The sequence below is a fragment of the Klebsiella sp. C360 genome (genome assembly GCF_048822415.1).
In the GTDB taxonomy this organism is placed as follows: Bacteria; Pseudomonadota; Gammaproteobacteria; order Enterobacterales; family Enterobacteriaceae; genus Klebsiella; species Klebsiella quasipneumoniae.
This window is the reverse complement of record NZ_JBMEZZ010000001.1, coordinates 350,667-372,492: the sequence shown is the minus strand read 5'-3', so window position 1 is coordinate 372,492 and position 21,826 is coordinate 350,667. Positions and strand designations below refer to the sequence as shown.

Below are 21,826 nucleotides of genomic sequence, written 5' to 3'. Positions count from 1 at the left end.
CGGGAAAATATGACGTTTCGTTGACCCGGCTGCCTGATTTATCGCCCGCAGAAGGCATGGCCGGCGGGGCGTGCCGGGTGATGCGTTATTCATCTTCGGCATAACAATATGACAAAAACTGGCGGCTTGTTTTTTTCGTTTTTATTACATCATGCTTTTTATCCTGCAGGGAAAAAGCATGAAGTCGCCATGCCTGGCGGCGGGGTTATCTTGTAACTGGCTGGTTTGAAACGATATTTTAATTGTGATTTACGCGGGTCTGACAGCGGTGGCAAATTTATATTAATTCACTTTACCGATCAATAAATTATATCTTGATAGCTTTTAGCTATCGAATGTTTCTTATCGATCATTTTAAACTATTTTTGTTAGCGGGAAATATATGACATGCTTTAACCCTTTCTTATTTCTGGTATTTTTTAAATGGTTAAAGAAAACGTGAAAAATACCTCTTATCGCTTCGTTCTGGAGCCCGCTATTAGCGATGGTGGCGGCTACCACTCGTGGGAATTGCTCACTAAAGGCATTATAGCACCCGCACAAAATAACACCTCAGCGCCCACGTTTTCTTTCTCCACGCTCACCGAAAGCGATAAGCTTGCACTATTTACCCGACAAATCGAGTTGCTTTCCGTATTTGATTTTTCCCAGGTCGATAATAAGCCGATCTCTCTAAATATTGATGATTTATTAAGCCATTTTATTCTGACCGACCGCTATCTCTGTGATTTTCTGCGCTCCTGTAAATACATTGCTCTGGAAATAAATGAGAATTTTCATGAATTTATCGCCGGCCGTGAACTGACGGCGCTGAGCACGCTGGCGGCGCTTTGCCCGGTCTGGCTGGATGACTTTGGTCGCGGACGAACGACGTTCCGGCTGCTGGAGCGATTTCGCTTTGATTGCGTCAAAGTGGATAAAGACTATTTCTGGGACAAAGAAAACGATCCCGCTTTGCCCGGGCTGTTACAGGCTATTCATACCCTGACCGGGCATGTGATTGTGGAGGGGATCGAAACCGAAAAGCAAAAACGGCTCATCACTGCGGCCGGGGATATCATTGGTCAGGGCCGTTACTGGAAGGATGAATATATCTTTCTTTGCTGCTGAGCGCCCGCCGGGGCCAGGTTTCGGCTACCTGCCATTCTTTTCTTATCCAGTTTTAAACGAATGCTTTGTTACAGATAGTCTTTATTCCCGCGATGATAATCCAGTCTCTTTTACTTGCCTGAAGGATAACTCATTGTGAATACACGTTTGCGTAACACCCTGATCGCCATTGCGCTGACCACCTGCTTCACCGCCGCCAGCCAGGCGTCGACCTCGGCTGACGTGCCGTCTGTCTCGCAGGACCCGGTCGTCCAGCACCTGAAGCTGAGTGAGGAGCAGGTCGCCAAAATCCAGGCGCTGCGTCAGGGCTTCGAAAACAGTGTGAGCCAGATTAAAATCAGCGGCTATCAGGACGGCGCCCTGGCCGACGTGATTCACTCCGGGAAATGGGATGAAGCCAAAGTCAAACAGCAGCTGGCTGCCTTTAGCCAACTGGATCAGCAGGTGCGCTATTATCGCGTGAAATACTACTTCGACGTCAGCCAGGTGCTGACCGCCGAGCAGCGTGAGCAGGTGAAAAAAGACCTCGCCGCGGCGATCAACTAACCCGCCTTCGCCATCCGCTCCGGATGGCGCTGCATCGGACGACAGACGCCGCGTGTCCGGCGCCTGTCGCCCCGCTTGACTGACTTACTGACCGTGGCCGTTTTCCAGACGGGCAAAATACTCCGGGGCAAACGGACGCGGGTCGACATCGGCAAACGGCGCACGCTCAAAGTGCGCTTTCAGTGCCCAGGGAACCGTACAGTCAAAAATCGTCTTGCAGCTGATACCTTCCCCGCGGATCGACGGACTGTATTCCGGCGTCTGGGAAGGATCGAGCTGGTGACCGCGGATACCGGGGAGGGTGGTGATGCTGACATCCCCCTGCATACGGGTGGTCATCGCCCACAGGATATCGTCGCTGTCAAAGATATCGACATCCTCATCAACCAGAATGATGTTTTTTAGTTCGGAATAGGTCGCCAGCGCCAGCAGCGCAGCCTGTCCCTGACGTCCTTCGTCGGCGGGCTGACGTTTTTTCACCTGCAGGATCCCCAGAAATTTACCGCCGCCCGCGGTGTGGGCGTAGACGTTTTGTAAAAAGCCCGGGATGGCGGCCTCGACGGCATTCCAGATACTGGCTTCGGTCGGCAGCCCGGCGAGGGTGGTATGTTCTTCCCCCGGTCCCACCAGCGTCTGCAGGATGGCATTGTGCCGCATGGTTACCGCTTTGACTTTGATCACCGGCAACGACGGGTTGGCGCCGCCGCAGTAGCCGGGAAATTCCGGCATCGCGTGGCCGCTGTTGGTGTGTTGATCTTCTCTGACGCGCACGCCGGGCAGCAGTTCGCCTTCAATGACGATCTCGGCGCGGGCGATGGCTTTCTCCGGGACGCTGACGCCCTGCACCAGCTCCACCGGGCGCTGACGCAGCGCGCCGGCGACGCCCAGTTCGTTATAGCCAAACGGCGTGGTAGGGGCTTCGAAGCAGGCGCCAATATAGATGGCCGGATCGAGACCCATATTGATGGTTATCGGCAGCGGTTTGCCGGCAGCCTCGGCTTTCTGGCGAAACACTTCGATATGGCGGCCGGCGGCAAGAAACATCGACAGCTCATCCCGGCCCTGCACGCACAAGCGGTGGATGGTGACGTCGGTGAGCGAGGCGTCGTCAGGATCGCTGGCCAGCGCCAGGCCCAGGCAGAAGAAGGGGCCGGCGTCGATCGGGGTGTTGGTGGGCGCCGGGAGCAGGGTGCGCAAATCAAAGTCCGGATCGTCGGCCAGAAAAACCTGCTCCTGACAGGGGGCGCTGCCGGCCGGAACCACCACCGGCGCAACCGGTGTTTTCACCGCTTTACCCACCTCCAGCGCCAGCTGCGAAGCTTCGCAGCCCAGCAGCAGCGCCGCCCGCTGGCGGCTGGCGTGCATGCCCACCAGAATGCGTGAATGCGGATAGCCTTTAATATTGTTAAACATCATCGCCGGGCCAATGCGGGTGGGGCGCTTCACGGTGCCGCCGGCGCCGATATGACGATAGACGCCGGCCAGCTCGGCGTTAGGGTCCACCGGATGATTGGTTTCGAGGTATTGATTGTCATGCTGTTGCAGCAGCGCGATGGCGTCGCGCAGATCCTGAATCGGTGCGGTCATGATGTTCTCCTTAGCGTGTCGATGCGCACAGTATGCTTCGCAGGCTAATGGTTATCAATTGCATCATTCATGCGTTATTGATAAGATTTTTGTTATCAATAAAACCTATGGAGTCCGGCATGTCCTTGCGAGCGTTACGCCATTTTGTGGTCGTTGCCGAAGAGTTACATATGCACCGGGCGGCGGAGCGGTTACATATCGCCCAGCCCGCCCTCAGCCAGCAGATTAAACAGCTCGAGCAGCGTCTGGGGGTGGTGCTCTTCTCCCGCGCCAACCGCCGTCTGACCCTGACCGCCGCGGGCGAGGCCTTTTGGCAGAAGACGCGGCTGGCGCTGGAGATGGTCGACCAGGCGGCACTGGACGCCCAGCGCACCGCGCGGGGCGAGCAGGGAAGGCTGCATCTGGGGTATGTCTCCAGCGCGATGTACGACAGTAAACTGCCGGGGCTGCTGCGCGAGCTGCGCGCCGACTGGCCGGGGATTGAGCTGTCGCTGGTGCATGGCGATGTGCAAATGCTCTACGAAGCGCTGCTGGATCTGCGCCTGGATATCGCCATCATCCGCGCGCCGCTGGCCTCGCCGCCGGAGGCGCTGGTGGTCAGGCCGTTTGTGCGGGAAAAGCTCTGCCTGGCGCTCTATCAACAGCATCCGCTGGCGGGCGTGGGGGCGCTCAATCTGGCCTCATTGCGCGCGGATAACTGGATCTCGCTTGACGATCCGCAGGGCACCGGGCTGGAGCAGGTGTTTATTGACGCCTGCCGCGTCGCGGGCTTTACGCCGCAGGTGGCGCAGCGGATTAACGACGTCACCTCGATGATTAGCCTGGTCTCCGCCGGGGTCGGGGTGGCCCTGGTTCCGGTCTCGGCGCGGGCCTTACGCCTCGATAACGTGGTGTATATCGATCTTCAGGACCGGCTGGCGGAGAGTGAGCTGAGCATGGTTTACCACCGCCATATCCGTTCGGCGGTGGTGCGGAAAGTTATCTCGCTGCTCAATGCGACCGAGCAATCACCCGGTTAGCTGGTCTTCAGGCGGCCAAAGCTGACAATCCTTGAGCGGCCCAGCTCTTTCGCCCGGTACAGCGCGGCGTCCGCCGCGCGCAGCAGGCTGTCGCTTTGGGTGTGCTGCGGGTAGCTGGCGATGCCAATCGACACATCCACCTGGCCTATCTCGGTCAGACCATCGCGCAGCGTCATCGCGTGCACCTGGGTATAGATCTCGCTGGCGCACTGGTGCGCCTCGGCTTCGTCAAGGCCGGGGAGCAGCACCAGAAACTCTTCGCCGCCGTAGCGGAAAGCCGTGCCGATATCGCGCACCGCGCGCTGCACGATGGTGGCGACGCTCTTAATCACCAGATCGCCGGCCTCGTGGCCGTAGCGGTCATTGATGGCTTTAAAATGATCGATGTCGATCATCAGACAGCTCAGCGGGGTGTGGGTATGGACCGCCAGCGCCATCTGTGAATGCAGCGCTTCGTCAAGATGATGGCGATTACGCAGGCCGGTCAGGGAATCGAACAGCGCTTTTTCCAGCAGGGCGCTGCGTAAGCGCTGATTGGCCAGCGCCAGGCCCAGCGCTTCCGCCATCAGCTCAAGGTAGGCCCGGGAAGGGGCGTCACTGGCGGTAACGTTGTGAAAGGTCAACAGCCCGATGGCTTCGCCCTGGGCGATGAGCGGTACGCAGAGCGACTGGCCGGCGTGCGCCTCCGGCAGATGATAGCAGGTGATATCGGGTTCGCCCTGCACCGGCGGATGGCTGAGTCCCCGACGTATCGCCCAACAGTCGTCGGGTGAAAAGGGCGTCGTCTCCCCGGCGGGCGCCAGCCACTGCGCCACGCAGCGCATCTGCCAGGGGTCGGTATCGAGAATATACAGTTTCCCGGGGATCGTCGGGGCGATATTCGGCGCAAACAGTTCCGCCACCTTAATCACATCCTCAATGGTTTCACAGCCCTGCAGACGCTGGGTCATGCGCGCCAGCAGTTCGCGGATCGCCCAGTCAGCGTCGCGCTGCTGCTCCAGCTGCTGGCGGGCCAGGCCGTTCTCGCGAAAAATGCGGATGGCCTGGGCCATATCGCCAATTTCATCCACCTGAGTAAACTGCGGCGTCTCCACCGCATAGTCCTGGGAGGCGAGACGCTGCACCACGTCGCTCAGGCGAACCACCGGGTAGAGCACCCGCCGCTTGAGAATAAAGCCGAGGACGAACAAAAACATCAGCGCGGTCAGGCCGACCATGATTTCCGACAGGGTGCGCCAGATCCGCGAGCGTTCGGTGGCCTGGTCAATGGCGACGGCGGCGCGATTTTCGAGCATCTGGCGGAAGCGATCGATCTGCGTCTGCATGCGTTCCAGCTCGGTCTCGTATGCATTACCGTACAGCACGGCGATGGCCGCTGGCGCATCGCCGTGGGCGACATGCGCCAGGGCGGCCTGTTGTTCATCCTGCAGTTCAGCGGCAATCTGCAGGCCATCGTGCAGCAGCGCCAGCTCCTCGCGGCTGGCGCCGTTATCTTTCAATCTGGCCAGCCGCAGCTCAATGCTTTTGTCGGTCCGCTGCAGCTGCTGGTACTGCTCCAGCGTCTCCGGCGAGGGCTTAACCACGTATAGCCGGGCGAGGTCAGACAGCGCCCAGGCGTCGTTTTCCACCTCGTCGGAGAGGGTATCAAAGACCTGGCGCTGCTGTACCGCCTGGCGTTCGACGCGGTCTGCGCTGGAGGCCATGAGCATGGCGCTCCCGGAGGCCAGCGTCAGGCCGACGGTGATCCCGTAGGCCCAGTTGGTGATGGTGGCGATTCTCACCCTGTGTTTCCTTGCATGCAGATGAAGCTGTTTTAATTATAGAACCCGTCCCCGTCACGACGGCGGTCCGCTTCAGGGACGGTGCTCGCTGCGGGGGTGTTCGAGGGTCTGAAGAATGATGGCGTGTAGCGTTTCCGCATGGTGGCGCAAAACGAGAAAGACATCGCGATCCAGAGCGCCATTTATAACATCCGTTTCCATAATCTGTAAGGCCTCCTGCCAGGCCATCCCTTTACGATAAGGGCGATCTTCGGTCAGGGCGGTGAAAATATCGGCGATGGAGATAATGCGGTCGGCGAGGGTCAGGTGATCCTTTTCGAGATGCAGAGGGTAGCCGCTGCCGTCCAGTTTTTCATGATGATTCGAGGCCCAGTTGATAATGTCGCCAAGCTCGCTGTAGTCGCTAAGGAGATCCCCGGTCATGTAGCTGTGCTCGCGTACCTGGCTCAGCTCGTCGTCATCCAGCTCCCCCTCTTTTTCCAGAATAGAAAGAGGGATATAAACCTTACCAATGTCGTGCAGATAGCCGGCAACCTGTATTTGCTGGCAGATGGGCTCCGGCAGCTGCATCCAGTGGGCAAGCTGGCGGGCGATTTCCCCCACCATAATACTGTGGCTGGCGGTAAAGCTGCTGTAGGTGTCGACAATTTTGGCAATCAGCAGGCAGACATCTTTCAGACCGTCAATATCCAGATACAGCGTGTTGATGGGGGCAATAATTTCCAGCAGCCGTTGAATATGCCCGGGATGCAGGTGCTGCCAGAAGCTCGCATTTTCAGCGACCTCGCACAGGGTATCGCAGAGTAACGGATCGATCTCCCGGTGCAGGGTGACGAACTGCTCCACCACTGCCCGCGTGGGCCAGGCGGTCACGCGGCTATCCGCCGGCAGCAGCCGTTCAAAGGCATCGGCGAAATAGACAATATGCTGTTCGCGGCTGCCGCGGTGCTCCGGGCTAAAGTGATGGTCGCGAATAAAGGGGACGATGGGCCGGAAGGTGGCTAACCCCTCGAGCATCGCCGCCCCCTGGCGCTGATGCGGATCGTGGATATTATCGATGGCATCCAGCGAATGAATGGTGCGTCTATCACCCAGTACGCCGATATCGTGCAGCAGCGCGGCGCAAAAGATGGTCTGCTGCCGCTCGGCAGGCAAGCCCAGCCTTTGCGCCAGCGTCAGGGCGATTAAGGCCGTTCGTTGCATATGCCGGTGCAGATCAGGGTTAATGATCTGAATGACGTTGGTGGTCAGCATCAGGGCCGACTTCAGGGCAATACGCATTTCTGTTCTCCGTTCGCGTCACCCGGCGGGCATAAATGACCTCGGGGGTGACGGAAGTGTCGATAATCTGATCCCAATGCGTGTTGTGTGTTGCTGAAAGGGTAAAAACTCATAATGTATGGGTTCATGGCGCTTGCCCGGTTCAGATCCAGTCATGCACCAGATTTGGGCGATGTTGATGCGAGAACCTTATTATTGTCTGATAGTTAACCATTTACCCCCCGTAAAAGATATCAATTCTGGCAAGCCCTTTGCATTAAGCAAGCGTAAGTTTGATTAATGTCTATGAAGGGAGTGACTTGTATGAATTTTAGAGCATTACTTGCCATTGCGTTACTGACGATGAGCAGCCTGGCGTTTAGCGAGACGCGCTTACCGCATATTGTCATTTTAGCCACCGGTGGGACGATTGCCGGCTCGGCGGCCAGCAATACCCAGACGACGGGCTATAAAGCCGGGGCAATTGGCGTGCAGACGCTGATTAACGCCGTGCCGGAAATAAGTAAAATCGCCCACGTCGAAGGTGAGCAGGTGGCGAATATCGGCAGTGAGAATATGACCAGCGATATTATTCTGCAGCTCTCGAAGCGGGTGAATGCGTTATTAGCCCGGGATGATGTCGATGGCGTGGTGATCACTCATGGCACCGACACCCTCGATGAAACCCCTTATTTCCTCAATCTGACGGTGAAAAGCAATAAACCGGTGGTCTTTACCGCCGCGATGCGTCCGGCGACGGCGATCAGCGCCGACGGGCCGATGAACCTGCTGGAAGCCGTCACCGTCGCCGCCGACCCGGATGCCCGCGGGCGCGGGGTCATGGTGGTGCTTAACGACCGCATCGGCGCGGCGCGCTTCGTCACCAAAACCAATGCCACCTCGCTGGATACTTTCCGGGCGCCGGAGGAGGGTTATCTTGGCGTCGTGGTGGGGGGAAAACCCCAGTTTGAAACGCGGGTGGATAAAATTCATACCCTGCGCTCGGTCTTCGATGTGCGTCAGCTGAAGGCTCTGCCGAAAGTGGTGATCATCTATGGTTACCAGGACGACCCGGAGTATATGTACGATGCGGCGATCGCCCATCATGCCGACGGTATTATTTACGCCGGCACGGGGGCGGGTTCTGTATCGGTACGTAGCGCCGCTGGTATTAAAAAAGCGCAGCAGGCGGGTATCGTGGTGGTGCGCGCCTCCCGCACCGGCAGCGGCGTGGTGCCCCCGGACGACAGCCAGCCAGGGCTGGTGGCCGATTCACTCAACCCGGCGAAAGCGCGTATTCTGCTGATGACGGCGCTGACGCAGACGAAAAATCCGCAGCTGATCCAGCAATACTTCCACACCTATTGATCCTCTACGGCCAGGGCGTGGTTCGCGCCCTGGCCGCGTTGTTCTCTCAATCACCCGACGCGAGTGCAAACCGGCGGCGGATCATTGTCCGTCATTCACCCCGCCTGTTTTTATGCGCGAGGCGTAAAGAAATATTTTTTTAGCAGCCGGCGAGGGCGCCATTAAAATGCCTCCGCAGGGAAAGACGAGTATTTTTTATAGCAGGCTTAAATAAGCCTATTCTTAATTATTGTCTTAAGGCGAATTTAATCTTCCTTATGCTGATAGATTAAACATGATACATTCCACGGCGCGCGCGCTTTAATTATCACGCCCACAAATGACGATGCGACGCGATGCGCCACGCCGCTGGCCGCGCGGCTTAGCGGACGACATCTCCCCGCAGGCAGGGCGGCCCCCGGTGAAGAATTCGGTTTTTTCTGCTAGTAACGCGGATGATTAGCGTGAAAATGATATACATGATGAATATATTAAAAGGGCCGCAAGATTTAAGTTTACATTTAGTAACATTTGTGCCGCAATTATGTTTTTTTGTCAGCACGCAGTTTTTTACTTGCCGGAAGGAATTTCGCCGGATTAGTATTGTCGAACTTGCTGTACGTACCGCCTAATGATGATAAATGGACTCTGTTTTCCTTAAGCGTTACCACATAATTAATGTTTACAGGAAAAATCATGGCCTGCGTATTTCATAAACAACTTTTACACCCGCGCAACTGGCTGACCTGGTTCGGGCTCGGCATTCTCTGGTTGATCGTGCAACTGCCTTATCCGCTGCTGCATTTTATCGGCACCAGCGCGGGTCGTCTTTCCCGACGCTTTCTCAAACGCCGCGAACATATCGCCCGGCGCAATATTGAGCTCTGCTTCCCGGAGATGTCGCCGGCGGCGCGCGAGACCCTCATCGATCAAAACTTTATGTCGCTGGGAATGGGACTGATCGAAACCGGCATGGCCTGGTTCTGGAGCGATGAGCGGGTTAAAAAATGGTTTGATGTCGAGGGCTTTGCCAACCTTAATCATGCGCTTAGCGGCGGGAAAGGGGTGATGGTCGTCGGCGTACACTTTATGTCGCTGGAGCTGGGCGGGCGCGCCATGGGGCTGTGTCGTCCAATGATGGCCACCTATCGTCCGCACAACAGTCCGCTGATGGAGTGGGTGCAAACCCGCGGTCGCCTGCGCTCGAACAAAGCGATGATCGATCGCAACAACCTGACCGGCCTGGTACATGCCTTAAAATCAGGCGAAGCAGTCTGGTTTGCTCCGGACCAGGATTACGGCCCCAAGGGCAGCGTGTTTGCGCCGTTTTTCTCCGTCCCGCAGGCGGCTACCACCAACGGCACCTATGTGCTTTCCCGTTTATCGGGGGCGAAAATGCTGAGCATCAGCATGGTGCGCAAGCTGGATCGCCAGGGTTACAGCCTGCACATTAGCGAAGTGATGAATGACTATCCGGGTGAGGATAAGCAGATTGCCGCCGGCTATATCAACAAGGTGATTGAGCGCGAGATCCTGCGCGCCCCCGAGCAGTATCTATGGGTGCATCGCCGTTTTAAAACCCGCCCGCTGGGTGAACCCTCCGTCTATTAACCTTCCCGCACAGGCTGCGCTTTCAAAATCCCGACAGTTGGGGTAACGTGAGCCGGATCATGTTTTAGTCGTGCGCGAAGGAGTGCAGAGTGTTCGCTGAGTTTGGTGTTCTGAATTATTTGACCTACCTGGTCGGGGCGGTGTTTATCATCCTCGTCCCTGGCCCTAATACGTTTTTTGTGCTGAAGACGGGCATTGCCCACGGCGTGAAGAAAGGCTATCTGGCGGCGGCGGGCGTCTTTATTGGCGACGCGGTGCTGATGTTTCTGGCCTTTGCCGGCGTGGCGACGCTGATTAAGACCACGCCGGTGCTGTTTAACGTCGTCCGTTACCTCGGGGCGATTTACCTGCTGTGGCTGGGGGGCAAAATGCTCTATGCGGTGCTGACCCAGCGTGACGGCCAGGCCGACGCCAACGCAGAGCCGGCGAGCGCAATCCTTAAGCGCTCCCTGACCCTGAGTCTGACCAACCCGAAAGCGATTCTGTTTTATGTGTCGTTTTTCGTGCAGTTTATCGACGTCAACGCCAAAGCACCCGGGGTGGCGTTCTTTATTCTGGCGCTGACCCTCGAGGTGATAAGCTTCTGCTATATGAGCTTTTTGATCCTCTCCGGCTCGTTTGTCACCCGCTACGTCAAAACCCGCAAGAAGCTGGCCAAACTTGGCAACAGCCTGATTGGCCTGGTTTTCGTTGGGTTCGCCGCGCGCCTGGCTACCCTGCAGTCCTGATCCCCACGGGCCGGTTACCCACAGACCGGCCCGCCGCCTCTTATTCTGCCCTGTAACAAAAACCCTTCATTTTTTATTGCATTGGTGTTACATATACAGCCGTTTATCGCTCAGCAAAAAGGAAGCCCGGATGATTCTGCAAAAACTCCTCAGCAATAAAAACTGCAAAAAATACTGTCTGTCGCTCGCGGCGGTGTTTGCTATCGCGCTGGCGGTGGTGGGACGGGCGACCTTTGGCGGCGTGGTGAGCGAGTACAATATGCCGTACTCGGAGTGGACGACGTCCATGTTCTTCCTGCAGGGGGCGATGGTGACGGTTTACAGCATCGTCTTTACCGCGCTCTTCGCTATTCCGCTCGGCTTTATTTTCCTAGGTGACGAGCGTCAGGATTAAGCGTCAACGGGCGAACCAAAGTTCGCCCTGTTTTATCGGCTCATCAACAGCGTGAAGCATTAATCATCGTCATGATAGTGATGATGGTGGTGATGGCGATGGTGGTGATAGCCATCGTCAACAATGCATCCCGATAACAGCGTGCACAGCGCAATAATCAACGGTAACACGATCGGTTTTTTCATCCTTACTTCTCCCGCTATTTTTCTTTCCCCGGGGCCGAGAATGCCGCGGCGGATAACGTGAGTGTAAAGCGTTAACTTATTGATGGGATAGGACAACTCCGCAATATCGCCGCGGCGATCACCACCAGCCGAACTGGGCGCCGGCCACCGCCACGATGGCGACAACCAGCATAATAATGGTGCTTTTTTTCATTATGCCCCGCCCGGCGCCGCATAGCCGCCGACAAAAAACCAGCCGAGAAAGACGACGGCGATGATAAAGATCGCCACCGGGAAAAGAATACCTAATTTCATGATAGTGTCCCTGTACCCACGAATGATGCCCAGCATGATACTGGATATCGCGTGACTTTAGTCAATATGAATAAAATTCTCCTGCCGGCGAGACTTCTTATCCTGATACATCGCCTCATCGGCAGCGCGTAAGGCCGCTTCAACATCGATACTCTGCGGATCGCAGATGACCACCCCGAAGCTGGCGCCCTCATAGTTGATACGCTGTTCGCCGAGGAAGTAGACGCCGCACAGGGCATGGCGCAGGGTGGTGACATACGCCTGCTGCGCCGCGGGCGGCTGGGCGCTACCGACGATCAAAAACTCATCGCCGCCAAGGCGGCCAACGATATCTTCACGGCGCGCGACGGCGGTGAGTCGTTCGCCGACCTGCACCAGAAAGCTGTCGCCGCACGGATGGCCGAATCGATCGTTAATGGCTTTGAAACCGTCGAGATCGATAAAAATGAGCGCAACCTGTTGCTGCTGAACGCGGGCGGAGGCAAAGCGTAGCGCCAGCTGCTTAAACAGCGCGCGGCGATTAGGGAGCTGGGTGAGCTCATCGGTCGACGAGTGCAGCTCCAGCGCGACGTTTGCCGCCTGCAGCTGTTGCACCAGGGTGTCTTTTTCCACGTAGTGGGAAATGAGCTTCGCGAACAGGCCCATGACCTGTTCACCTTCAAGGTTATAAGGCTGTTGTTGCCGGCTGGTGGCGCAGAGGGTGCCGAACAGAGAGCCGTCGGCCAGGCGCACAGGAATGCTTAAAAAGGTGGCGATCCCCAGCTCCTGGGCGGCGATGCAGGAGTGCCAGCGACGGGCGACGTCATTGCTAAACGTACACTGATCCTCAAGGGCGCGTTTGCACAGAGATTCATCCCAGGGGACGGAAAATCCTTCCGGGATCTGCATTTCGCTGCTGTTGTGGGCGAACATGATCTGCTGCCGCTGGGCGTTAATATCGATGCGGGTAAGGTAGGTGGACTCCATTCGCGTCACCGCCTCCAGCATCTCCAGCAGCTGGCGCACCAGGGTTTCCAGGGACTGTTCCGTAGCGAGGGTTTGCGACACCCGGGCAAGAATAAAATCTGACATGAATAATACAGCTCCAGCACGCCAAACGTCACCCCAGCATATTGGGCTGCAAACGGACATCAGCGTCGAGTAAACAGTGATATTTTTAAATTTATCACATCTGTCTGGGGAATACTTGTCGACACGGCGGGAAAAAAAGCCCCGTCGGGTGCGTTAGCCACCCCAGATACTACGGCTTTCAACGGTGCAATGCGGGGTTGCGCGGCACGCAAGACCGTTGAAAGCCATAACACATTACCCATCTGTGGACATTATGTGGACATTTCGCACATCAGCACCACCTCTCAGCGGGTTAAGTGAGATTGCGTCCTGGAGGTATTCGGGCGCAAAGTGAGCGTAGGCCATAGTTTGCTCAATTCGCGCATGTCCTAGGATCCTCTGTAATGTAATGATGCTTCCTCCATTAATCATAAAGTGCGTCGCGAAACTGTGGCGTAGTGCATGCGTCGCCTGGCCGGTAGGAAGATCAGGTTTTACTTCCCTGAGTATCTGCCTGAAGTCAGAATAAGACGCCTTACCAAATAACAACCCTCGTTTACCATCCGCTATGAGTTTTGCCACTTCCGCTGAAACTGGAACAGTCCGCTGCTTGTTACTCTTGGTTTTAACGAACGTCACACGGTTCTGTATGATGTGTTCCGCCTTGAGTCGAGCCGCTTCGCCCCAGCGAGCACCAGTACTTAAACACAGAACAGCTATCTTCTTGTTGTCGCCATCCAGTTTAAAGAGCAAGTGCTTGATTTCGTCCTCTGTCAGATAGCCAGTTTCTGGGACATCTTCTTTCAACTTCTTCCGCCCTCTGATCGGATGTTCACCCGAAAACAACTCGGCCTCGATAAGCGCTGTGAACATGCCACTGATGCTGTTGAGATCACGGTTAATGGTGGAAGCTTTAATGCCCTGGCTTCTTCTTGCCGCGTAATACTGACTAATCAGCGCTTTTGTAATCTGAAAAGCACAAGGATCGTCGGTAATCCTGCAAAAAATATCTAACTTGTTGCGGTTTATCCGACCGTGCTCCTCATGCTTGCCTTTCAAATTCCACCAAAGCTGTATCAGTTCAGACAGATGCCGCTTATCCGTCGGTTTTGATAACCATTCTTTGGTGTGGTGGTTGAACTGGGTATGCTTCTCGAAAGCTACCGCTTCACTTTTCTTATCAAACTTCCTGCGGATACGCTTTCCATTGCGACCAGCAGGCCTGATGTCCACTTCATATCGACCATCATCGAGTTTCTTAATAGTCATAAGAAAACCCTCCGATGGGTGCGTTTGCCTTTCGGCCTCAACGCGTTGCAATTATGTGATGAATACTTTTCGACCAATAATAGACATTTGAAATGTATGTAGGACTGGTTAATTGTTAACCAGTCTTTTGGTCTGAGTGCTGCGAGGTTGTTAAGTCTTGCCCAAAGTGTGCGAGGGCCGGTGCGATTTGACCGGCTTCAGGCGAAACCTGATCGGTCATAAACCACAGTGTGTATTTCATGAATTTGGGGTGTTGTAGCAGTCTCATTATCGCTTCAACGCCTGGTTTCTTATCACCCGCTTCATAGCCACAAAATGAACCATAAGCAATGCCAGTTAATTGACTGATTTCTTTCCTGTTTAGCCTTTCGGATTCCCTAATGAGCTTGATTTTTTCATGAACTGGGGTTGACATGAGTCCTCCATAAGATGATTATTCTCTTATAAGGAAATAATTTCCGAATAAGGAATTTGCAAAGATAGGCAATTAAATACAATTAAGAGCAATTAATTACCCAAAAGGAGAATGTAACAGATGAGCAAACAGCTTGTAAGTAGCACGGATGCTGTGCCTTATCAGGAGTTCGCCAGACTCATCGGGAAAACCCCTGCTGCGGTGAAGGGCATGATTGAAAAAGGGAAGCTTCCTGTAATCGAGATGACCGATCCCCAGTCTACTTCTGGCCGTGCGGGCGAGTACTGGGTTTACCTTCCAGCCTGGAACAACGGCATGAAACTGGCCTACGAAAGTCGTCCAAAGGAGATCAGGGAAGGGTGGTTGATGTGGCTTGGTCTCGGTGAGCCAGGTCGATAGCCGGTTTCAGGAGAGGAAATATGAAGAACGGTAGCCGCGGATCAGTATCACAGCTCAATAGCAAAACCAGCCTCTACTGTGGTTTTACTATTCTGAAACTCCCACGCAAAAAACCGTACAGCCGCCAGCGCTATCAAATTACGCACACAGGTCATTATTACGGCATCGACTTTGCTTTATCAGAAGCATGTCGAACGATTGACAGAATCATGAGTAAAAAGCACTTCATTGCTTTTTAATCTATGGGGGCGAAAATGAAACTCGAATATGCAGAAAAAATTAACTCGCTTTTACAATGCTTCCATTTCAATAAAGAGTTTCTGGAATGGAATCATGATTACTCTCTCCAGCTTTTACGCCACGGCGTATCCCACCTCTATCATTTCGCGATGCTTCAAGGCGAGAATGATGAATGCACTCTTGAAGAACTCCGCAACATCATTATTTCCGTCACCGATGGTGATATCCCTAAACCATACGACCTGCTATCTCTGGACGCTGAGCAACTGAAGAAGGCTATGAAGTTTGTTCAACCGCAGGAGGTAACCGTAGAGGTTACACCGGAGATCCTGGAACACCTGAAACTGGGAGCTAGAGCCTCCTGGCGGCTGGAGCCCCCTCGCTTTAACTGATCATCGGAGTACGCCATGTTCACCGAAGAAAAAACATCTTGGGAACAGGAAATGCTGATTCGAGAAGCAGTGGAAAGTGCCGAGCAGGGGTTCACTGTACATCTAAAAAATGGTGCTCGTATCACCATTAGTTCAAAAAGCCCGTCTAAAGATTTAATAATTTACGGCCTCGAAAAAGCAATTCGCGGTAATCACGATCGCGCGCGAATGACCTTTATTGATTTCATGTATTACTGGCATGAAAGGATATTCAAGCAGATTAAAAGAAAATCGCGCTAAAACAATTGATTAACCCGCTTCAAAAATAACGGCATTTACTTTGCCGGGGATACGTTTTGCCTTTTTCAGGAGGTTGCATGTCGGTTACGTCAATAAAGCCGGAAGGCGGAATAAGTGATCCAGAGTTTATGGGAATCAGCACCAATGCGCGCAAAGGTGAGCGCGCCCACTTACTCGGATTGCTGCGCATCCGTATGGGCCTGCTGAAAGAGCAAGGCCTTACCCCCGAAGAGATTTATTCAGCACTTGAGCAGTGGATAGCCAACCACGAAACAATCACCAGCGAGGGCAGTAGACCATGAATCACGTAATGATCGATTTGATTAACGTTAGTAAGAAACCGTCATCACCTCTGTGTGCCATTGAAGCTGTGTTTTTTGAACCCTCAACAGGGCAGATCGGAAAGGTTTTTTATTCTTCGATAGACATTCGTAAATCTGAAAGCTTGAAGGGCCGTATCAGCATTAGTACGGCATTCGATTGGATGAAAAAAGACTCTCACTGGCGCGCCGAAGTAATGAGCGCAACCGAAGCTGAAGAAGATGCACTTTGCAGCCTTGCTGCTTTCATCGCCGACAATACCTGTCCCCGGAACGCGGCGTTATTCGTATGGTTCAAAGATGCCCCGGAAAAACTGATTTCACTTCGTTATGCCGTGGATCGCTTAGAGGTGTCAGGCATTTTCCCTGAAGGCACAAAATACCGCTGCATTCGTTCACTTCTCGACCTTGCTGCTGCCACAGACTATGCGCCTCATGCGAGAAGCGCCCTGGCTCGTTACGCGCTCACTGACGCGCGATATCAAGCGGAGCAAGTCTGCGAAATCTGGCAGCGCTTGACCTCTCCACACATTGGATCGCTATGAGGGCTGCCATGCATTCGCATCTGTCTGTTGTTTGTAACGCGCCGTTGCCGGTTTGTAAGAGGGCGCTTGCCGCCCTGAATTGCTTTGCTCGTGGACAGCGTAATTACACCCGCGTCAAGCCACACGCCTATCTCGTGATCCGCATTGGCCTCCGTTGGCGTTTGCTCAGCAAAAACGGTGGTAAGCAGTGGCGACTGATGACCCATGAAACCTATAACCAGGAATGCCGCAAATGATTAAGTCACCTCTTAAGTGGGCTGGCGGTAAAACCCGCGTGTTGCCGGAGCTGCTGAAGCACTTACCTAAAGCCGATTGCTTGATTGAGCCCTTTGTAGGCAGTGGCACAGTCTTTATGAATACGGAATACCGCCGCTATGTGCTTTGTGACAGCAATCGCGCATTGATCAATTTCTTCCGCGCGCTCAGGGAAGACCCTGAAAGATTGATACTGATCGCCAGGAACGTATTCAGAAATGGCAATAACGAAGATAGCTATTACGAAGAGCGCAAGTTGTTCAACCACCTGTCGTGGGATGACGAGTGTGCAGATGATTACGTTGTACGGTGGGCGGCCTCATTTTTATACCTGAACCGCCACTGCTTTAACGGGCTTTATCGCACCAACAGGGATGGCGGTTTCAATGTTCCATTTGGCAGCTATAAGGCGCCTTATTTTCCAGAAGCAGAAATGCGCTTGTTTGCTGAAAAGGCGCGGGATACTCACGCGCTCTTTCTTTGTAATGATTTTCGTACTTCTATTCCGTACGTTGCAAGGAACCGCCTGGACTCTGTGATTTACTGCGATCCGCCGTACATCCCGACTAGCAAAACAGCCAATTTTACCGCTTACGGCAAGCCATTTACCCTGGATGATCACTGCGCTTTGGTTACGGCGTTGCTGGACGTTAATCGCCAGCATGGAACTCGCTCGGTCATCTCGAATAGCGACACACCAGAAACACGCCAGATCTACTCCGCTTTCAATCTCCACGCCTTCAGAGTTCGACGTTCCGTTAGCGCCAAAACCCGCGATATGGCCAGTGCAGTGATTGGCGTAATTCGCGTGTGTGGCGGTTGCGGTCGTTCTGGTGGTGGAGGTTGCCCGGACTGTGGGGCGGTGATGGGCGATGCGGCATATGCCGAAATGTTTGGCGCGCCGGCTTGTTGAGGCATTGGTTTTGCAAAATAAGATTCGAAGGTAAGTTATGCCTGACTCCACATCCCTGGCATGGAGCTGGAATACCAGAAAGCAGCCAGTAAACCCTTATGCTGTTGATGCGCCTGCACGGAAACCATCTGCGCTGGCCGTCTGGATTGCTCTTTATGAGCAGGATAAAAGCGATCAACGCGAGCAGGCTGAAGCAATGAGTCGTGCAGCAGAAGAGTACCTCTTTTCTGTTGCACATTGCGATCCCTGGCACTATGACGAATTGAATGATGCGCTGATTGAGAAGGCTAAGCGACATGCAGAACTCCATCGTGTTGATCCTCTTACCCTGATTCGTGATGACGTCGCCAGCTTGCCTGGTTTCCTGCGCAAGCCGCTGGAAACAAGGATTAAGTATTTGGAAAAATCAGAAGATCCGCGCCATTTGCCTACCTATCTGAATGAGGTCATTACTCCCTCATTAGTGAGAATTGACAAGGTCCGTGCTAACCAGGCGTCGCTGTCATTCCAGGCCATGGCTGGCAGGGATAGTCTTGATCAACTCCTTCGACTTGCTGAACTGAATCAGCGGGAGGTTAAGCGGCTTTCAACGCTGGTCGCAGCGCACATTAATATGATTTTTATCCAGCTTTGCGGTGAGATGCTGACCGATGAATTAGCTTCTCCCATCGTAATACTGGAGCTCTATCGTCGTGTGGCGGCCGAAGTGTCACGCCTTGATGTTATCCCGCCGGGTTATGAAGCGCTCCGCAGCAAACATAATCGCCGCAACCCGATTAATTACGAGCTGATACCGGGCGCGCTTGCCCGTATGCGTTGTGCTGACTGGTGGCAACGTAAGCTGTGGCAACTCCGCAACGAATGGCGGGAAGAGTTGCTTCGGGCTGCGTGCCTTGTTCATCGGCACGCATCACCTTATGTCAGCCATGACATTCTGTTGCAGAAGCGGGAACAACGCCGTAAGGCGATGGATTTTTTCCGCAATCATGATCTGATTAACGAAGATGGCGATACGCTCAGCATGGAGGATGTGGTGCTTGCAAGTGCCAGCAATCCAGCGCACCGCCGTAATGAGATGATGGCCTGTGTTAAAGGCCTGGAATTGATAGCTGAAATGCGTGGCGACTGCGCCATGTTCTATACCATCACCTGTCCTTCTAAGTACCACGCCACACTGATGAACGGGAAGCCTAACCCTACATGGGATCACTCGACAGTTAGGAAAAGCAGCGACTATCTGGTTGATACGTTTGCGGCATTCCGTAAGGCAATGCACAAAAAAGAGCTGCGCTGGTACGGCGTCCGCGTAGCCGAACCACATCACGATGGCACTGTGCACTGGCATTTATTGTGTTTTATGCGCAAAAAACATCGACGTGCAATCACAGAGCTGCTGCGTCGTTTCGCTATCCGAGAAGATCGCGCCGAACTTGGCAATAACACTGGCGCTCGTTTCAAGTCAAAGCTGATAGACCCGCGAAAGGGGACTCCGGCCAGTTATATTGCAAAGTACGTCAGTAAAAACATCGATGGGCGTGGGCTGGGTGACACCGTCAGCAAGGAGACGGGTAAATCACTACGTGATAGTGCCGAGCACGTCACTGCGTGGGCATCGTTGCACCGTGTTCAACAATTTCGTTTTTTTGGGATTCCAGGCCGCCAGGCGTACCGCGAGTTACGATTGTTCGCATCGCAGGCAACTCGTGCAATGAAAACCAGCAAACCGGGCGCTCCGGTACTTATGGATCCAAAACTGGACGCTGTGCTCGCTGCTGCTGATGTTGGCTGTTTTGCCACTTACATCATGAAGCAGGGCGGTGTACTTGTTCCCCGCAAAAATTACCTCATTCATACCGCCTACGAGCCGACAGTCGAACCAGGAACCTATGGCGATCACGGGATTCGTATTTATGGCATTTGGTCGCCAATCACCGGTAAGGAAAACAAAATATGCACGCATGTCCATACCTGGAAGATGGTGAAGAAGGCTCCCGCTAACCCAGGCGCTGAAAGCGCCGCCCAGGGCGACCCCGTCGCCCCTTGGACTCGTGTCAATAACTGTCCCGAGGTTAAAAAACGAACAAATCAGCATCCCGGTTCACCGCCATTAATGACAGTGCCAGATGAGCGGGAAGAGCCTGAACAGTTCGAGATTGGTCAGTTAACACGCGAACAGCGAAAACAAGTGTTGGGAGGTATCCATACCCACAAACAGCAGCGGCATAAATCCCCCGCCGATGAGTTTGAGGCGCTGGCGTACAGCATTACCGTCGGCGACTGTACCGAATATGACACCCGCAGGGCAGAAAGCTATCTCAAGGCCGCCCAGGAAATTAGGCGGAGAGAGCAGGTTTTATCACCGGAAATCGCCGGACTGGCGGGCTTAGTTCAGTCATGGGCGAAAATGAAGAAGGTGCTGATCAGTAAACCGCAGACCTTACAGCTGGCACGCGGCAATGAAGTGACGGTGCTGGATACGGTATATCGCGCACATCCGGTTACTGGTGAGCTGTTAGTTACGGGGGTGGACATACACTGGCGAAAAACTCTAGCGAAGCACAAGGCGGACACTCTGATTAACCGTTGGCGTCAGGCGGCTAGGGAAGTGTGATTCACAAATCATACTGTGATTTTATATAGGATTACGCTTTCATGTTCGGATGATAAGTGCAATACTATTAAAATAGTCCGGAATGTGTTTTTATTTTTTTGTTGTATATCAGGAGGTTGTGATTCCCATGGGCGATTTAAGCGGCATTCAGTCTGATTTAGCCCAGCTGGTTAGGCTGGTGATAGCCGAACAATATGATGATGTTAGGTTGTATGTCGCTCGTTTAGTTCGTAAGTATCGTGACTCATCACCTGAATTGGCGGCTCAGCTTGATCAATACTTGCGTTCGAAACCTGCGAACAGCCACAACAGCTTGCGTAAGGCATCTAGCCCCACGCACACAGTTTCCCCACAGCCTTTGCCTGTGGATGATGAATCGCGATTAAGTCTACTGAAGACGCCAGTTCTGAAAGATGAACTTGAAAAACCTGTACTTTCGGAAAAAAATGAATCGGTATTAGACAGGCTCATACTCGAGCGCAAAAGTATCCAACGGTTAAACGACTTGGGATTGTCACCGACGCGATCTGCAATTTTCGTAGGTCCTCCAGGGGTGGGCAAAACTTTAACGGCAGCTTGGTTGGCAAAACAACTCAATGTGCCATTTTATATCCTTGATTTAACTGCTGTTATGAGTAGTTATCTTGGCAAAAGCGGTAATAATTTGCGAGCAGCATTAGATTACGCAAAGAAAAAACCATGCGTATTATTACTTGATGAAATTGATTCGATAGCTAAAAAACGTAGCGACGACTCTGACATTGGTGAACTCAAGAGACTAGTAACAGTCATCTTACAGGAAGTTGATGAATGGCCGACAAATTCTTTATTGTTGGCGGCCACAAATCACGAGGAGTTGATCGATCCTGCATTATGGCGCCGCTTCGATATGATAGTTAACTTCGAGAAACCAGATGCTGCAAGTATTTCTGATGCGTTAAGAAGGTTTTCAGGGCCTGATTTTGCAATGTTTTCACGCTGGGTTGATATTTTGACCTTAACGTTTAAAAATGAATCATTTAGCAACATTGAAAAAGAAGTAAATAAATTCCGTAGAGCAGTGGCATTAGGGATTGCATCTGATCAGGAATTAATTGAAGAGTTTATAAAAAGTAGGATTTCTCTATTGGAACGTACTGAGAAGCTGGAGGTGGCTTTAAGCCTCAGTAAAGAGACAAAGCTCTCACAGCATTCTATCTCAGATATTACCGGGGTTAGTCGAGATACTATCCGTAAACATCGTGCCTCTGAGGGCACAGTTGCATAAAAGGAACGG

The 21,826-nt window shown here is 53.5% G+C and carries 26 protein-coding genes; 17 read left to right on the top strand and 9 right to left on the bottom strand.

From position 1 onward, the window contains the following. Positions 1-423 precede the first annotated feature (423 nt). Positions 424-1,110, top strand: coding sequence for an EAL domain-containing protein (locus tag ACOI7D_RS01825; RefSeq protein WP_109547504.1), 687 nt, complete (start codon positions 424-426; stop codon positions 1,108-1,110). 135 nt (positions 1,111-1,245) lie between these two features. Then, complete coding sequence (locus ACOI7D_RS01820) at positions 1,246-1,656, top strand: Spy/CpxP family protein refolding chaperone (RefSeq protein WP_071997525.1); 411 nt, start codon at positions 1,246-1,248, stop codon at positions 1,654-1,656. 84 nt (positions 1,657-1,740) lie between these two features. Here the strand turns inward: ACOI7D_RS01820 and ACOI7D_RS01815 are convergent, their stop codons facing one another. Then, a complete protein-coding gene (locus ACOI7D_RS01815; protein WP_023289226.1) occupies positions 1,741-3,243 on the bottom strand; it encodes a UbiD family decarboxylase in 1,503 nt (500 codons plus the stop codon). A 119-nt stretch (positions 3,244-3,362) separates the two neighbouring features. Between ACOI7D_RS01815 and ACOI7D_RS01810 the strand changes: the two genes are divergently transcribed. Beyond that, the gene (locus ACOI7D_RS01810) at positions 3,363-4,262 is read left to right on the top strand and encodes a LysR substrate-binding domain-containing protein (protein ID WP_023289227.1); all 900 of its coding nucleotides are present in this window, start codon (positions 3,363-3,365) and stop codon (positions 4,260-4,262) included. On the opposite strand, the gene ACOI7D_RS01805 is transcribed toward ACOI7D_RS01810, so the two are convergent. Both ACOI7D_RS01805 and ACOI7D_RS01800 read right to left on the bottom strand, forming a co-directional pair. Further along, positions 4,259-6,043: a diguanylate cyclase gene (locus ACOI7D_RS01805; RefSeq protein ID WP_064154851.1), complete on the bottom strand. Its 1,785-nt coding sequence runs from the start codon at positions 6,041-6,043 to the stop codon at positions 4,259-4,261. The genes ACOI7D_RS01810 and ACOI7D_RS01805 overlap by 4 nt on opposite strands. Positions 6,044-6,115: 72 nt before the next feature. After that, complete coding sequence (locus ACOI7D_RS01800) at positions 6,116-7,324, bottom strand: HD domain-containing phosphohydrolase (protein WP_023289229.1); 1,209 nt, start codon at positions 7,322-7,324, stop codon at positions 6,116-6,118. A 303-nt stretch (positions 7,325-7,627) separates the two neighbouring features. Between ACOI7D_RS01800 and fraE the strand changes: the two genes are divergently transcribed. From fraE to ACOI7D_RS01780, 4 genes are all read left to right on the top strand, one after another. Next, positions 7,628-8,671, top strand: coding sequence for a fructose-asparagine asparaginase (fraE, locus tag ACOI7D_RS01795; RefSeq protein ID WP_044522254.1), 1,044 nt, complete (start codon positions 7,628-7,630; stop codon positions 8,669-8,671). 675 nt (positions 8,672-9,346) lie between these two features. Beyond that, the gene (lpxP, locus tag ACOI7D_RS01790) at positions 9,347-10,261 is read left to right on the top strand and encodes a kdo(2)-lipid IV(A) palmitoleoyltransferase (RefSeq protein ID WP_023289231.1); all 915 of its coding nucleotides are present in this window, start codon (positions 9,347-9,349) and stop codon (positions 10,259-10,261) included. Between the two features lie 89 nt (positions 10,262-10,350). Further along, the gene (gene leuE, locus ACOI7D_RS01785; protein WP_048334744.1) at positions 10,351-10,989 is read left to right on the top strand and encodes a leucine efflux protein LeuE; all 639 of its coding nucleotides are present in this window, start codon (positions 10,351-10,353) and stop codon (positions 10,987-10,989) included. A gap of 130 nt (positions 10,990-11,119) precedes the next feature. Then, on the top strand, positions 11,120-11,383 hold the full coding sequence (locus ACOI7D_RS01780) for a DUF2534 family protein (protein WP_004203731.1): 264 nt from the start codon (positions 11,120-11,122) through the stop codon (positions 11,381-11,383). A gap of 59 nt (positions 11,384-11,442) precedes the next feature. On the opposite strand, the gene ACOI7D_RS01775 is transcribed toward ACOI7D_RS01780, so the two are convergent. The 6 genes from ACOI7D_RS01775 to ACOI7D_RS01750 form a co-directional block, all read right to left on the bottom strand. Then, positions 11,443-11,568 carry a hypothetical protein gene (locus tag ACOI7D_RS01775; protein WP_004203733.1) on the bottom strand — a complete coding sequence of 42 codons (126 nt, stop codon included), beginning with the start codon at positions 11,566-11,568 and terminating at the stop codon, positions 11,443-11,445. Between the two features lie 118 nt (positions 11,569-11,686). After that, on the bottom strand, positions 11,687-11,761 hold the full coding sequence (yoaJ, locus tag ACOI7D_RS01770) for a protein YoaJ (RefSeq protein ID WP_137910537.1): 75 nt from the start codon (positions 11,759-11,761) through the stop codon (positions 11,687-11,689). Continuing rightward, positions 11,761-11,862, bottom strand: a complete 102-nt coding sequence (locus tag ACOI7D_RS01765) for a YoaK family small membrane protein (protein ID WP_004150782.1) — start codon at positions 11,860-11,862, stop codon at positions 11,761-11,763. Before ACOI7D_RS01765 ends, yoaJ begins: the two co-directional genes overlap by 1 nt. A 57-nt stretch (positions 11,863-11,919) precedes the next feature. Then, entirely contained in the window at positions 11,920-12,933 is a 1,014-nt protein-coding gene (locus ACOI7D_RS01760) for a sensor domain-containing diguanylate cyclase (RefSeq protein ID WP_060592225.1), read from the bottom strand. A 234-nt stretch (positions 12,934-13,167) separates the two neighbouring features. After that, on the bottom strand, positions 13,168-14,181 hold the full coding sequence (locus ACOI7D_RS01755) for a tyrosine-type recombinase/integrase (protein ID WP_032414463.1): 1,014 nt from the start codon (positions 14,179-14,181) through the stop codon (positions 13,168-13,170). A 115-nt stretch (positions 14,182-14,296) separates the two neighbouring features. Continuing rightward, positions 14,297-14,596, bottom strand: a complete 300-nt coding sequence (locus ACOI7D_RS01750) for a helix-turn-helix domain-containing protein (protein WP_032424825.1) — start codon at positions 14,594-14,596, stop codon at positions 14,297-14,299. Between the two features lie 120 nt (positions 14,597-14,716). On the opposite strand from ACOI7D_RS01750, the gene ACOI7D_RS01745 reads away from it, so the two are divergent. The 10 genes from ACOI7D_RS01745 to ACOI7D_RS01700 all read left to right on the top strand — a co-directional run bounded on the left by ACOI7D_RS01745 (position 14,717) and on the right by ACOI7D_RS01700 (position 21,817). Beyond that, entirely contained in the window at positions 14,717-14,995 is a 279-nt protein-coding gene (locus tag ACOI7D_RS01745) for a regulatory phage cox family protein (protein WP_020806130.1), read from the top strand. 20 nt (positions 14,996-15,015) lie between these two features. Further along, the gene (locus tag ACOI7D_RS01740; protein ID WP_023328080.1) at positions 15,016-15,234 is read left to right on the top strand and encodes a hypothetical protein; all 219 of its coding nucleotides are present in this window, start codon (positions 15,016-15,018) and stop codon (positions 15,232-15,234) included. A 15-nt stretch (positions 15,235-15,249) separates the two neighbouring features. Next, positions 15,250-15,627 carry a hypothetical protein gene (locus tag ACOI7D_RS01735; RefSeq protein ID WP_009486498.1) on the top strand — a complete coding sequence of 126 codons (378 nt, stop codon included), beginning with the start codon at positions 15,250-15,252 and terminating at the stop codon, positions 15,625-15,627. Between the two features lie 15 nt (positions 15,628-15,642). Next, complete coding sequence (locus tag ACOI7D_RS01730; protein WP_023328079.1) at positions 15,643-15,906, top strand: hypothetical protein; 264 nt, start codon at positions 15,643-15,645, stop codon at positions 15,904-15,906. Between the two features lie 77 nt (positions 15,907-15,983). Further along, the gene (locus ACOI7D_RS01725) at positions 15,984-16,208 is read left to right on the top strand and encodes a hypothetical protein (protein ID WP_004213098.1); all 225 of its coding nucleotides are present in this window, start codon (positions 15,984-15,986) and stop codon (positions 16,206-16,208) included. Positions 16,209-16,216: 8 nt separating this feature from the next. Further along, a complete protein-coding gene (locus ACOI7D_RS01720) occupies positions 16,217-16,771 on the top strand; it encodes a 3'-5' exonuclease (RefSeq protein WP_227538345.1) in 555 nt (184 codons plus the stop codon). Further along, a complete protein-coding gene (locus ACOI7D_RS01715; RefSeq protein WP_072140427.1) occupies positions 16,768-17,007 on the top strand; it encodes a hypothetical protein in 240 nt (79 codons plus the stop codon). Before ACOI7D_RS01720 ends, ACOI7D_RS01715 begins: the two co-directional genes overlap by 4 nt. After that, a complete protein-coding gene (locus ACOI7D_RS01710) occupies positions 17,004-17,939 on the top strand; it encodes a DNA adenine methylase (protein ID WP_109547503.1) in 936 nt (311 codons plus the stop codon). The genes ACOI7D_RS01715 and ACOI7D_RS01710 overlap by 4 nt, the downstream gene beginning before the upstream one ends. 37 nt (positions 17,940-17,976) lie before the next feature. After that, positions 17,977-20,550 carry a replication endonuclease gene (locus ACOI7D_RS01705; RefSeq protein ID WP_109547502.1) on the top strand — a complete coding sequence of 858 codons (2,574 nt, stop codon included), beginning with the start codon at positions 17,977-17,979 and terminating at the stop codon, positions 20,548-20,550. A gap of 127 nt (positions 20,551-20,677) precedes the next feature. Next, complete coding sequence (locus ACOI7D_RS01700) at positions 20,678-21,817, top strand: AAA family ATPase (protein WP_004213102.1); 1,140 nt, start codon at positions 20,678-20,680, stop codon at positions 21,815-21,817. The last annotated feature ends 9 nt before the right edge of the window (positions 21,818-21,826 follow it).

Excerpts from the sequence above, each read along its gene's own strand:
- ACOI7D_RS01735 (WP_009486498.1), top strand. The coding sequence starts at position 15,250 with ATGAAACTCGAATATGCAGAAAAAATTAACTCGCTTTTACAATGCTTC.
- ACOI7D_RS01810 (WP_023289227.1), top strand. The coding sequence starts at position 3,363 with ATGTCCTTGCGAGCGTTACGCCATTTTGTGGTCGTTGCCGAAGAGTTA.
- ACOI7D_RS01750 (WP_032424825.1), bottom strand. The coding sequence starts at position 14,596 with ATGTCAACCCCAGTTCATGAAAAAATCAAGCTCATTAGGGAATCCGAA.
- ACOI7D_RS01765 (WP_004150782.1), bottom strand. The coding sequence starts at position 11,862 with ATGAAATTAGGTATTCTTTTCCCGGTGGCGATCTTTATCATCGCCGTC.
- ACOI7D_RS01725 (WP_004213098.1), top strand. The coding sequence starts at position 15,984 with ATGTCGGTTACGTCAATAAAGCCGGAAGGCGGAATAAGTGATCCAGAG.
- ACOI7D_RS01715 (WP_072140427.1), top strand. The coding sequence starts at position 16,768 with ATGAGGGCTGCCATGCATTCGCATCTGTCTGTTGTTTGTAACGCGCCG.
- ACOI7D_RS01720 (WP_227538345.1), top strand. The coding sequence starts at position 16,217 with ATGATCGATTTGATTAACGTTAGTAAGAAACCGTCATCACCTCTGTGT.
- ACOI7D_RS01780 (WP_004203731.1), top strand. The coding sequence starts at position 11,120 with ATGATTCTGCAAAAACTCCTCAGCAATAAAAACTGCAAAAAATACTGT.
- ACOI7D_RS01815 (WP_023289226.1), bottom strand. The coding sequence starts at position 3,243 with ATGACCGCACCGATTCAGGATCTGCGCGACGCCATCGCGCTGCTGCAA.
- ACOI7D_RS01705 (WP_109547502.1), top strand. The coding sequence starts at position 17,977 with ATGCCTGACTCCACATCCCTGGCATGGAGCTGGAATACCAGAAAGCAG.
- ACOI7D_RS01730 (WP_023328079.1), top strand. The coding sequence starts at position 15,643 with ATGTTCACCGAAGAAAAAACATCTTGGGAACAGGAAATGCTGATTCGA.
- fraE (WP_044522254.1), top strand. The coding sequence starts at position 7,628 with ATGAATTTTAGAGCATTACTTGCCATTGCGTTACTGACGATGAGCAGC.
- ACOI7D_RS01800 (WP_023289229.1), bottom strand. The coding sequence starts at position 7,324 with ATGCGTATTGCCCTGAAGTCGGCCCTGATGCTGACCACCAACGTCATT.
- ACOI7D_RS01775 (WP_004203733.1), bottom strand. The coding sequence starts at position 11,568 with ATGAAAAAACCGATCGTGTTACCGTTGATTATTGCGCTGTGCACGCTG.
- ACOI7D_RS01755 (WP_032414463.1), bottom strand. The coding sequence starts at position 14,181 with ATGACTATTAAGAAACTCGATGATGGTCGATATGAAGTGGACATCAGG.
- ACOI7D_RS01760 (WP_060592225.1), bottom strand. The coding sequence starts at position 12,933 with ATGTCAGATTTTATTCTTGCCCGGGTGTCGCAAACCCTCGCTACGGAA.
- ACOI7D_RS01710 (WP_109547503.1), top strand. The coding sequence starts at position 17,004 with ATGATTAAGTCACCTCTTAAGTGGGCTGGCGGTAAAACCCGCGTGTTG.
- ACOI7D_RS01700 (WP_004213102.1), top strand. The coding sequence starts at position 20,678 with ATGGGCGATTTAAGCGGCATTCAGTCTGATTTAGCCCAGCTGGTTAGG.
- ACOI7D_RS01745 (WP_020806130.1), top strand. The coding sequence starts at position 14,717 with ATGAGCAAACAGCTTGTAAGTAGCACGGATGCTGTGCCTTATCAGGAG.
- ACOI7D_RS01740 (WP_023328080.1), top strand. The coding sequence starts at position 15,016 with ATGAAGAACGGTAGCCGCGGATCAGTATCACAGCTCAATAGCAAAACC.
- lpxP (WP_023289231.1), top strand. The coding sequence starts at position 9,347 with ATGGCCTGCGTATTTCATAAACAACTTTTACACCCGCGCAACTGGCTG.
- ACOI7D_RS01825 (WP_109547504.1), top strand. The coding sequence starts at position 424 with ATGGTTAAAGAAAACGTGAAAAATACCTCTTATCGCTTCGTTCTGGAG.